Origin of the sequence: Microbacterium sp. MTN4-26 (assembly GCF_042846595.1) — a bacterium.
In the GTDB taxonomy this organism is placed as follows: domain Bacteria; phylum Actinomycetota; class Actinomycetes; order Actinomycetales; family Microbacteriaceae; genus Microbacterium; species Microbacterium luteum.
The window spans coordinates 199870-211072 of record NZ_BTGO01000007.1 but is presented as its reverse complement, the minus strand read 5'-3'; the positions used below and the strand labels follow the sequence as shown (position 1 = coordinate 211072).

General features: G+C 69.9%; 11 protein-coding genes. 5 read left to right on the top strand and 6 right to left on the bottom strand.

What is annotated here, in order from left to right; genetic code table 11:
- The 4 genes from ACGG9C_RS08265 to ACGG9C_RS08250 all read left to right on the top strand — a co-directional run.
- The coding region (locus tag ACGG9C_RS08265; RefSeq protein WP_390178515.1) for a transketolase C-terminal domain-containing protein at positions 1-529 on the top strand (529 nt) is incomplete at its 5' end.
- On the top strand, positions 526-1590 hold the full coding sequence (locus ACGG9C_RS08260) for an NAD(P)-dependent alcohol dehydrogenase (RefSeq protein WP_228480841.1): 1065 nt from the start codon (positions 526-528) through the stop codon (positions 1588-1590). The genes ACGG9C_RS08265 and ACGG9C_RS08260, both read left to right, overlap by 4 nt.
- A gap of 82 nt (positions 1591-1672) precedes the next feature.
- Positions 1673-1921, top strand: a complete 249-nt coding sequence (locus ACGG9C_RS08255; RefSeq protein WP_194383891.1) for a carbohydrate ABC transporter permease — start codon at positions 1673-1675, stop codon at positions 1919-1921.
- 33 nt (positions 1922-1954) lie between these two features.
- On the top strand, positions 1955-2959 hold the full coding sequence (locus ACGG9C_RS08250; RefSeq protein WP_071045028.1) for a LacI family DNA-binding transcriptional regulator: 1005 nt from the start codon (positions 1955-1957) through the stop codon (positions 2957-2959).
- A gap of 168 nt (positions 2960-3127) precedes the next feature.
- Here the strand turns inward: ACGG9C_RS08250 and ACGG9C_RS08245 are convergent, their stop codons facing one another.
- From ACGG9C_RS08245 to ACGG9C_RS08230, 4 genes are all read right to left on the bottom strand, one after another.
- Positions 3128-3508 (bottom strand): hypothetical protein, encoded by a 381-nt coding sequence (locus ACGG9C_RS08245; RefSeq protein ID WP_071045029.1) that lies wholly within the window; start codon positions 3506-3508, stop codon positions 3128-3130.
- A 139-nt stretch (positions 3509-3647) separates the two neighbouring features.
- Entirely contained in the window at positions 3648-4493 is an 846-nt protein-coding gene (locus ACGG9C_RS08240; RefSeq protein WP_071045030.1) for a transglutaminase family protein, read from the bottom strand.
- Positions 4490-5422: an alpha-E domain-containing protein gene (locus ACGG9C_RS08235; protein WP_071045031.1), complete on the bottom strand. Its 933-nt coding sequence runs from the start codon at positions 5420-5422 to the stop codon at positions 4490-4492. The genes ACGG9C_RS08240 and ACGG9C_RS08235 overlap by 4 nt, the downstream gene beginning before the upstream one ends.
- Entirely contained in the window at positions 5416-7182 is a 1767-nt protein-coding gene (locus ACGG9C_RS08230; RefSeq protein ID WP_228480842.1) for a circularly permuted type 2 ATP-grasp protein, read from the bottom strand. Before ACGG9C_RS08230 ends, ACGG9C_RS08235 begins: the two co-directional genes overlap by 7 nt.
- A 160-nt stretch (positions 7183-7342) precedes the next feature.
- On the opposite strand from ACGG9C_RS08230, the gene ACGG9C_RS08225 reads away from it, so the two are divergent.
- On the top strand, positions 7343-8899 hold the full coding sequence (locus ACGG9C_RS08225; RefSeq protein WP_228480843.1) for a molybdopterin-dependent oxidoreductase: 1557 nt from the start codon (positions 7343-7345) through the stop codon (positions 8897-8899).
- 51 nt (positions 8900-8950) lie between these two features.
- Here ACGG9C_RS08225 and rocD read toward each other — a convergent pair whose 3' ends face one another.
- Entirely contained in the window at positions 8951-10180 is a 1230-nt protein-coding gene (gene rocD, locus ACGG9C_RS08220) for an ornithine--oxo-acid transaminase (protein ID WP_194383892.1), read from the bottom strand.
- Positions 10177-11064, bottom strand: coding sequence for a dimethylargininase (ddaH, locus tag ACGG9C_RS08215; RefSeq protein ID WP_194383893.1), 888 nt, complete (start codon positions 11062-11064; stop codon positions 10177-10179). The genes rocD and ddaH overlap by 4 nt, the downstream gene beginning before the upstream one ends.
- Positions 11065-11203: the final 139 nt, after the last annotated feature.

Sequence of the window (11203 nt, the reverse complement as noted above, 5' to 3'; positions counted from 1 at the left end):
CGTCTGGCACGAGATGCTCCGCCGCCACGCCGGCCCCTCCGGTATCGCCCTGACGCGGCAGAACATCCCCACCTTCGAGCGCGGTGACGGTGAGGCCAGCGGCGACGTCCTGGCCTCCGCCGACCTTGCCGCGAAGGGCGCATACGTCCTCGCCGAGGCACCGAACGGCACACCCGACGTGATCATCATCGCGACCGGGTCCGAGGTGCAGCTGGCCGTCGCCGCCCGCGAAGCCCTCGCGGCCGACGGCGTGGGCGTGCGCGTCGTCTCCGCCCCGTCACTGGAATGGTTCGCCGAACAGGACGCCGACTACCGCGAAAGCGTCCTCCCCACCGCGATCACCGCCCGCGTCTCCGTCGAAGCCGGACTCGCCCTCAGCTGGCGCGGCATCGTCGGCGACCGCGGCCGATCCGTCTCCATCGAGCACTTCGGCGCCTCCGCCGACTACCAGACCCTGTTCGACAAGTTCGGCATCACCACCGAAGCCGTCATCACCGCCGCCCGCGAAACCCTCGAGGAGAACGCATGAGCACCCCCACCGCACGCGGAGGAACGCTTCCCGTCGCACCGCCGGCATCGATGAGGGCGAGCGTGCTCATCCGGCCGGAACACATCGAGACGCAGAACCGACCGGTCCCGGTCCCGCGCTCGGATGAGGTCCTCGTACGCGTCTCCGCCGTGGGGGTCTGCGGATCCGACGTGCACTTCTATCGGGACGGCCATCTCGGGGACTGGAAGGCGAGCGATCCCCTCGTGCTCGGGCACGAGTCGGGCGGGACCATCGTCGCCGTGGGCGACGCGACCGATCCGGGGCGCGTCGGCGAGAGGGTGTCGATCGAACCGCAGCATCCTTCACCCTCCTCGCCCGAGACGCTGCGCGGTGACTACAACCTCGACCCGCACATGAGGTTCTACGCCGTGCCCGGAACCGACGGCGCCTTCCGGGAGTATGTGACGATCCAGAGCCACTTCGCGCACCGCATCCCCGACTCGGTCAGCGATCACGCGGCCGCTCTGATGGAACCGCTGTCGGTAGCGATCGCCACGGCACGGAAGGCGTGCTTCTCCCCCGGGGCGCGCGTCCTGATCGCCGGTGCGGGTCCGATCGGCATCGCCCTGGTTCAGGTCGCGCGCGCGTTCGGCGTCACCGAGGTGATCGTGTCGGATCTCGCACCGGAGCGGCGCCAGACGGCGCTCCGCTTCGGTGCGCACGTGGTCCTCGATCCACGCGCAACGCCTCCGCCCGAGGTGTCGACCGTTGACGCCTTCGTCGACGCGTCCGGTGCCGATTCCGCCGTGCGCGAGGGCATCACGGCGGTACGGCCCGGGGGAAGGGTCGTCCTGGTGGGCATGGGCCTTTCCGAGATGCCCCTGCCGATCACGATCATCCAGAACCGGGAGCTGATCGTCACCGGGGTCTTCCGCTATGCCAACACCTGGCCAACCGCGATCGCGCTCGTCGCCGGAGGACACGTCGACCTGGATGCGATGGTCACCGCAACCTTCGGCCTCAGCGAGGTCGCGCGTGCCCTGGAATCTACCGCGGACCCCTCGACGATCAAGGCCATCGTGGAACCCACCCGCCCCTGACCGCTGCACACCCACCCGACCTGAGCCTGCGACCGCGCCAGGCCGTCACCATCCCGCCACGCACCCCACCCCTCCCGATGTCGTGGCGACCGCGACGATCTTCACGTTCATCTGGACCTGGAGCGACTTCTTCTCACCGCTGATCTATCTCCGGCTCCCCGAGACCTTCCCGGCGTCGGTCGCGCTGAAGGGCTTCATCGACGCGCAGTCGACCTCGGATTACGGATCGATGTTCGCCATGTCCGTCGTCTCTCTGGTTCCCCTGTTCATCGTGTTCCTCGTCGGTCAGCGCTACCTGATCAAGGGATTCGCGACATCCGGAATCAAGTAGTCTCCCATTCAGCGTGCCGAAGGATGGTGCCCCGTGAGCAATGACCGACTCGCCGTGACGATCACCGACGTCGCCCGACGGGCCGGGGTGTCTCCCGCGACCGTGTCCCGCGTGTTCAACGACCAGTTCCGGGGGAACGTCGAGACGGCGCACCGCGTCCGGTCGGCCGCGACCGAACTCAGCTACACCCCGAATCACCTGGCGCGCAGTTTCGCCCGCGGCAAGACGAGCGCGGTCGGCTTTCTCGTTCCCGACCTGGCCAACCCGGTGTTTCAGGCGGTGCTCACCGGCCTCAGCCTCGCTGCCGGAGACGACGGCTATCGCGTGCTGGTGGCCGACTCCGCGGAATCCATCGACGACGAGCCGCTGCTCGCGGGGGAGATCCGTCGCCGATGCGACGCGTTGGTGCTGTGCGCGCCTCGCATGGAAGACGACACCCTCGCGCAGACCGTGCGGGATCTGGCCCCGGTCGTGCTGACGAACCGGTCCAATACCGTCATCGACGCGCCGACGCTGTCAGCGGACTCGCGGACCGGGTTCGAGAACATCGCGCGCCACCTCTACACCCTGGGCCACCGCCGCCTGGCCTACATCGAGGGCCCCGAGGGTTCCGCGAACCACAATCGCCTTCGCGGCCTGGAGGATTTCGTGCGCAGCGTCGAGGGCGTTTCCCTGCAGCGCGTTCCCGGCGGAGCAACCAGCACGAGCGGGATGGATGCGGTCGACGCGCTCGTGAAAACCCGCGCGACGGCCGCCATCGCGTTCAACGACCTCGTCGGCCTCGGCGTCGTCCACGGCCTGGGCGAACGTGGTCTGCGGGTACCCGACGACATCTCGGTGACGGGCTTCGACGACATCCCGTTCGCCCGCTTCATGACCCCGACCCTCACCACCGCATCCGTGCCCCACGAGATCCTCGGCGGACTGGCCTGGAGCCGGCTCCACGCGCTGATCGAAGGACGCACGCCCGAACACAACGTGGTCTTCCAACCGCGTCTGGAGGCGCGTCGCTCCACCGCCGCTCCCCCGTCGGCGTGATCCGCGCATCCACCCGCCCCTCTACCCCGCGCCTCCCCTCCCGCAGCCCGACCCATCCGTAGCCCCGCGCCTCCCGCCACCCACGCCGAGGTCGGAGAATCGGCCTGAGGTCGGAGGATCGACGCCCGAATTCTCCGACATCGGCACGAATCTCCGACGTCCGCGAGGTCAGCCGACGCCCTTGGCGCGGAGGGCCTGCTCGAAGCCGGCAACCGATCCGCCGACCGCGTCGAGCTCGTGCGCATCCAGAAGCAGAGTGAGGCCGTTTTCAGCTCGCCTGAAGACCGCGGGCGCGCCGTACTCGGCGACCGCGGCGGCGACGTCGTCGTCCATCTCGTTCAGGTGACGCAGGTCGATGGACACGTCCAATCGCTCGACCATCGCATCCCACTCGGGCTTGCGCCGCCATGTGTGCGTGATGTCGCAGAGTGCACAGTGCGCGGTGCCGAGCATGTGCCCGATCACATACCGCAGCTCCCCGAGCGGACCACCGTCGGCCCGGTAGACGCCGACGAGCATCCCGCCTCTCGGATTCGCGTCGTGGTCCACTCCCCGATCATCACCCGGATGTCGGAGCATCGACCCGATGTCGGAGAATCCGCGCTGAATCCTCCGACATCGACGCCGATTTCCGACATCGGGGCGGGCGCGCGGCGCCGACGCCCGCACGCGACGGTGCCGGATGCGGTCAGGACTCGCGGGTGATCGTCACCTTCACGTGCAGCTGGCTCTTGAACGGGCCGGCATAGACGCCGCGGAGCGGGGGGACGTCGTTGTAGTCCCGACCCCGGCCCACGAGCACGTGCCGGTCGCCGATCTCGATGTTGTTGGTCGGGTCGAACCCCTGCCACTGGTCGGCGTACCACTCCACCCACGCGTGAGACTCACCCGTCACCGGCTCGCCGACGTCGGCGTTCGGCCGCGGGTGCAGGTATCCCGACACGTATCGGGCGGGGATCCCGACCGAGCGCAGTGCCCCGAGGGTGATGTGCGCGATGTCCTGGCACACGCCCTTGCGCGCCTCCCAGGCCTCGCTCGCGGTCGAGAGCACGCTCGTGATGCCGCTCATGTACTCGACGGCGTCACCGACGGCCACCGCGATCGCGTGCGCCGCCTCGCTCGGATTCTCGTGCTGCTGGGCGATGCCCTCGGCGAGCCTCGCCACCTCGGGATGCGGCATCGTGCGTCGCGTCTGCGTGAGCTGCTCGACGGTCTCGATGGAACGGCTCGTGGACCGCTTCAGGTCGTCCCACGTGATGTCGGGATGCTCGATCGGCCGCTCGCGCACCTCGACGAGCGACCGAGCGGTGATGGTGAGCGCACCGTGCGGCGACAGCACGTCGAACGCCGCGACACGCGTTCCGAAGTAGTCGACGTACTGGTTGACCGAGGTCGACGGATCGATGTCGAGCGACGAACTGAGCACGAACTGGCTGTCGGTCGATCCCGGCAGCATGCGCGCTTCGTTGTACGACGCCGAGACATCGCCCGGATAGGAGAAGCCGGTCTCGTGTTCGATGCGGAGTCTCTTCATGACGTCTCCCCGATCCAGCTCGGCTCGGCGTGCGTCGGGAAGAAGCGACTGCGGATCGCCTCCGACGCCTCGCGGGTCACCCGCTGCACACGATCCATGTGCAGCGGCAGCTCACTCAGGATCTCGCTCACCGGCCGGTACTCCAGGTCGTTCCGGATGCGCCCCAGCGCGCGCAGCACCGGGTTGGAATGCCCGACCCGGTCAGCACGCGGATCGATCGCGCTCATGCACTCCTCGGCCTGCTGGATGGAGAAGATGATCGAGCGGGGAAACAGGCGGTCCAGCAGCAGGAACTCGGCCGCGTTGCTGGCACTCGGCATGCCGCGGTACGTGCGGAGGTACGCCTCGTACGCGCCGCACGAGCGCAGGATGGTCGTCCACGACGGACCGGATGCTTCGGTCAGCGAGCGGGTGGCGAGCATCCGGGCGGTCATGTCGGTGCGCTCGATGCTGCGGCCCAGCGTGAAGAACTGCCACGCTTCGTCTCGGCTGGTCGACGAGTCGACGCTCCCGACGGCCAGCGACGCGCGCTCACGCACCCACTGGAAGAAGTCGTGGGCCTTGTCGGTCTGCAGCCGACGCGGCATGCGGGAGTTGGTGGTGTTCAGCGTCTCCCACAGCTCGCTCGAGACGATCTCGCGGGCACGGCGGGCGTTCTCGCGCGCGGCGCCGAGCGAGTAGGCCACCGAGGCGGGGTTCATCCGGTCGATCGCGAGACGCTGCAGCACATCGTCGCGGGTGACGGGAGTCGTCGTGTCGGACGGCAGAGACCCCATGACGTTCAGCAGCGACCGGCACGCGGTGTCCTCGTCGATCCAGGGATCCTCCAGCAGCAGCTGCAGGTGCACCTCGAGGATGCGCGCCGTGCCGTCGCTGCGCTCGATGTACCGCCCGATCCAGAACAGTGATTCTGCGATGCGACTCAGCATCGGACGTCACCTCCGTCGCGCGTATCGTCTCGTCGCTGCCCTCCTCGCCCGACGACCGGACCCCCGCCAGCCCCGGTCGTTGAGCGAGCGGAGCGAGACGAAACGCTCGTCTGCTGCTGCTGCTCGGCCTGTTCGGTGCGCGAACGCGGGCGATCCTGCGGAGCCGTGTCGGGCTCGTCGTGGTCTTCGTAGATGATCGGGATCGACTGCGTCACGGCGGCCTGGTCGGCGACCAGTCCGCCCATGCCGCTGCCCTGCCCGTACTCGACGTGAGCCGGAGCCGAACCGCCGACGACCCACGTGTCCTTCGATCCGCCGCCCTGGCTGGAGTTGACCACGAGCTGCCCCTCGGGGAGGGCGACGCGCGTCAGGCCTCCCGGAAGCACCCAGATGTCCTCGCCGTCGTTGACCGCGAACGGACGCAGGTCGGCGTGACGCGGGCGCATCCCGTCTTCGACGAGGGTCGGGATGGTCGACAGCATCACGACAGGCTGGGCAATCCATCCGCGCGGATCCGCTCGCAACCGCGTGCGGAGCGTGTCGAGTTCGCTCGGCGAGGCGTCGGGTCCGACGACGAGGCCCTTGCCGCCCGATCCGTCGACCGGCTTCACGACGAGTTCGTCGAGCCTGTCGAGCACCTCCTCGAGAGCGTCGGGCTCCTCGAGCCGCCACGTGTCGACGTTCTTGAGGATGGGCTCCTCCGCCAGGTAGTAGCGCACCAGGTCGGGCACGTAGGTGTAGAGCAGCTTGTCGTCGGCGACGCCGTTGCCGACGGCGTTGGCGATCGTGACGTTGCCCAGCCGCGCCGCGAGCATGAGGCCCGGGGCGCCCAGCATCGAGTCGGCGCGGAACTGCAGCGGATCGAGGAAGTCGTCGTCGACCCGGCGGTAGATCACGTCGACGCGCTTGGGGCCGCGGGTGGTGCGCATGAACACCTTGCCGCCCATGCACAGCAGGTCGCGCCCCTCGACGAGCTCGACGCCCATGAGGCGGGCGAGCAGGGTGTGCTCGAAGTACGCCGAGTTGTACACACCCGGGGTGAGCACCACGACGTTGGGCTCCTCCACTCCGGGCGGGGCGGATGCGCGCAGCGCCGCCAGCAGCTTGTTCGGGTAGTCGCCGACCGGCCGCACCCGCATCGACACGAACAGCTCGGGAAGCGTCTGAGCCATCACGCGACGGTTCGAGATGACGTAGCTGACGCCCGAGGGCACGCGCACGTTGTCTTCGAGCACGCGCATCTCGCCGTGCTCGTCGCGGATCAGGTCGATGCCCGACACCTGGATGCGCACGCCGTTCGCGGAGTGGATGCCCGCGGCCTGCCGGTAGAAGTACTGCGACGAGGCGATGAGACCGGCCGGCAGCACACCGTCGCGCACGCAGTGCTGGTGCCCGTACGCGTCATCGAGGAACGCTTCGAGCGCGCGCACGCGCTGCTTGATGCCGGCCTCGGTCTTCGACCACTCGTCGTAGTCGATCACGCGCGGGACCGCATCCAGCGGGAACGGACGCTCCTCTCCGGCGAAGTCGAAGGTCACGCCCTGCGCGAGATAGGAGGTGGCGAGCGACTCGGTGCGCCCGCGAAGCTCCTCCTGGGTCATCTGCGCGAGCGCGTGGTGCAGCTCGCGGTAGGCGTCACGCGACCGTGATGGAGCACCCGACGTGGTCACGTCGCCGAACATCTCGTCGAAGGCCGGTACCCCCGAAGGCGTCCGCCGGGGTGTCTGGGTGGACCCGTAGCCGTCGAAGAGATCTCCCATGGGCTTCACCCTAGCCCGCGACGTGTTGCCGTGTTGTTTCCCCCGGGGGCTTGACGAGGGCTCAGTCCTTGCGCTCGAGCGCCGCCACCACGGCGCAGCCGTCACCGATTCGTCACCTCCTCTCGGCGCGCCCACGTACAGGCCGACGTAGCCTGAGACGGTGACCGAGGCCGTGCGAACATCGAGGGGATCCGGCGCCGCCGCAGCAGCAGCCGGTATCGCCGCCGCCACGCTCGGCGCGGGCGCCGGCGAGCTCACCGCGGCACTGGCGGCTCCCGCATCCAGCCCCTTCGCGGTGGTCGGCGGCGCACTGATCGACGCCGCCCCCGCCTGGGCGAAAGACCTCGCGATCGACTGGTTCGGCACGGCCGACAAGATCGCGCTCACCGTGGGCATCGCCCTCGTGCTCGCGGTCGTGGCGGCGTGGGCGGGGTGGGCGGAGCTCCGGCGCCCGCCCGCCGGAGCGGTCATCGCGGTCGCCCTCGGTGCGGTCGCGGCGATCACCGCCCTTCTCAGCGATACCGGCGACCCGCTGCCTTTCCTCCCCGGCATCCTGGCCGGTGCCGTCGCCGGCGGCACGCTGCACGTGCTGGTCGGGATGCTGCGCCCGAAGCCGCCGCGCAGAGGCACCGACACCGCCTCCGAGCTGCCGAATCGCCGGGCCTTCTTCGCCTGGACGGCCGTCGCCGCGGTCGGCGGGGCCCTCGCCGTCGCGGCGGGCAACGCGGCCCGTGCCGGATCCCGTGCGATCACGACCGTGCGCGACGCCGTCGTGCTCCCCGCACCGGCCACCACCGCGCCGCCCGTACCGGCGGGCGCCGAGCTGGGCGTCGACGGCCTTGCGCCGGTGATCACCCCGAACGCGGAGTTCTACCGCATCGACACGGCCATCATCGTGCCGTCGATCGATCCCGCGGACTGGGAGCTGCGCATCCACGGCCTGGTGGAGGAGGAGGTCGTGCTCACGTGGGACGAGCTGCTCGCCCTGCCGCTGGTGGAGACGACGGTGACACTGTCGTGCGTGTCGAACGCGGTCGGCGGATCGCTCATCGGCAATGCCCGGTGGCTGGGCTACCCCATCCGCGAGCTGCTCGCGCGCGCGAAGCCCACCGGCGACGCCGACATGGTGCTCTCGCGCTCGTCGGACGGTTTCACCGCCGGCACGCCCCTGGAGGCCCTCACCGACGACCGCGACGCGATCCTCGCGGTCGCGATGAACGACGAGCCGCTGCCGCCGGAACACGGGTTCCCGGTGCGCATGGTGGTGCCGGGCCTGTACGGCTACGTGTCGGCGACGAAGTGGGTCGTCGACCTCGAGGTCACCCGGTTCGACGAGGCGACCGCCTACTGGACGGATCGCGGCTGGTCCGAGCGCGGGCCGATCAAGCTGCAGTCCCGCATCGACGTTCCGCGGCGCGGCCGGCAGCTCTCCGCCGGCGAGACGGTCATCGCCGGAATGGCCTGGCAGCCCCACACCGGCGTCGACGGCGTCGAGGTGCAGATCGACGACGGCGACTGGCAGCCCGCGACGCTCGCCGCCGCGATCTCCGACGACACGTGGGTGCAGTGGAGTCTGCCGTGGAGCGCCGAGCCCGGCGAGCACACCCTGCGGTGCCGCGCCATCAGCGCCGACGGCCAGACCCAGACCTCGGAGTCGGCGCCACCGGCCCCGGACGGGGCCACGGGCTGGCACGAGGTCCCGGTGTCGGTGGCGTAGTCCCAGCGGGCGGCGCGGTGTCGGCGGGTGATGCGGTTGTCGTCGGTCGCGTCAGGCGGCGAGCACGACCTTCAGCTGCTCGATCGCCCAGTCCAGCTCGGTCGCGCGGATCGTCAGCGGCGGGGCGATGCGGATCGTCGCCCCGTGCGTGTCCTTGACCAGCACACCCCGCCCGAGCAGGCGCTCGGCCACCTCGCGGCCACTGCCGACGCTCGGGTCGATGTCGACGCCGGCCCAGAGGCCCGCCACGCGCACGGCGGTGACACCGTTCCCGACCAGCCCCTGCAGCTTCGCCTCGAGGTGCTCGCCGAGCGCCTTGGCGCGCGTCTGGAACTCCCCCGAGGCGAGCATCTCGACCACGCGGGCGCCGACGGCGGCGGCGAGCGGGTTGCCCCCGAAGGTCGAGCCGTGCTCGCCGGGCTTGATGACCCCGAGCACGTCGCGGTCGGCGACGACCGCCGAGACGGGCAGGATGCCGCCGCCGAGCGCCTTGCCGAGCAGGTAGACGTCGGGCACGACGCCCTCGCGGTCGCACGCGAAGGTCTCGCCGACGCGACCGAGGCCGGACTGGATCTCATCCGCGATGAAGAGCACGTTCTTCTCGGTGCAGATCTCACGCACGCGGGTGAGGAATCCTTCCGGCGGGATGACGACGCCGGCCTCGCCCTGGATGGGCTCGATGAGGACGGCCGCGGTGTTCTCGTCGATCGCCGCCGCGATCGCCTCGGCGTCGCCGAAGGGCACCTGCACGAAGCCGGGACCGTACGGACCGAACGCGTCGTGCGCATCCGGGTCGTCGCTGAAGCCCACGATGGTCGTGGTGCGCCCGTGGAAGTTGCCGCCCGCGACGACGATGCGGGCGGCATCCGTCTTGACGCCCTTCACCCGGTACGCCCACGCGCGGGCGACCTTGATTCCCGTCTCGACGGCCTCGGCGCCGGTGTTCATGGGCAGCACGAGGTCTTTCCGGCACAGCTTCGCCAGGCCCGACGAGAACTCGACGAGCTGATCGTTGTGGTAGGCGCGGCTCGTGAGGGTCAGGCGCTGCAGCTGCTCCTGCGCGACGGCGACGAGCGCCGGGTGCAGGTGTCCGAAGTTCAGCGCGGAGTACGCCGAGAGCAGGTCGAGGTAACGCTTGCCTTCGACGTCGGTGACCCACACGCCCTCGCCGCGCGAGATCACGACCGGCAGCGGGTTGTAGTTGTGGGCGAGGTGCTCGTCCTCCGCGCCGATGACGCGGATGGTGGCGGTGTCGAGGCTGGGCGAGGTGGCGGGGGTCATACCGGCGTTTCCTTGGATCGCAGTTCGAGGGTGCAGCACTTGATGCCGCCGCCGCCGAGCAGCAGCTCGGACAGGTCGACGAGCACCGGGTGATAGCCGCGTTCGCGCAGCTGGGTCTCGAAGCCCTTCGCGCGCGGCGAGATGATGACGTTCCGGCCGTCGGAGGCAGAGTTGAGACCGAAGACAGCGCCGTCCTCGTCGGAAACGCGGATCGCATCCGGATACCGCTCGGCGAGGATCGAGCGACTGGGCTCGTCGAAGGCGCCCGGCAGGTACGCGATGTTCGCGTGGTCGACGCCGCCGGGGCCCTGCACCGGGTCGAGCACGGCGATCGCGGTGTCGAGGTGGTAGAAGCGCGGGTCGACCAGGTTGAGCGAGACGACCTCGCGGCCGAAGACCTCGCCGACCTCGCCGTGGCTGTCGCCGGTCGAGCGGAAGCCGGTGCCGGCGAGGATGGTGTCGCCGACGAGCAGGAAATCGCCCTCGCCCTCGTTGACCTCGCGCGGCGCGACGACCTCGAACCCGTTCTGCCCGAACCAGTCCATGAAGGCCGGCCCCTCGGGCACGCGCTCATCGAAGCGGAACTTCGCCCCGTAGGCGACGCCGTCGATCACGAATCCGCCGTTGGCCGTGTAGACCATGTCGGGCAGACCCTCGAGCGGATCGATCAGCTCGACCTCGTGACCCAGCTCGATGTAGGTGTCGTACAGCGCCTGCCACTGCCGCACGGCCTTGGCCGTGTCGGTGGGCTTCGCCGGCTCCATCCACGGGTTGATGGTGTAGCTGACGGTGAAGTGCTCCGGGCGGCACATCAGGTACCGGCGGTGCTGCGCGACGCGCTCGGTGGCGGCGGTGCTCGACGAATCGGTGTGGTGCGTGGACATCTTCGCTCCTCAGTGAAGGGGGCGGCGGACGCTGTCCAGAGGCCCGGCGGTCCTGTCCCCGCCGTGGATCGCACGAGGAGAAGCGGCGGCCCGGGCACGCCGGAGTCCATTGTGGCACGATGCGCGCTCGGTCGGAGAT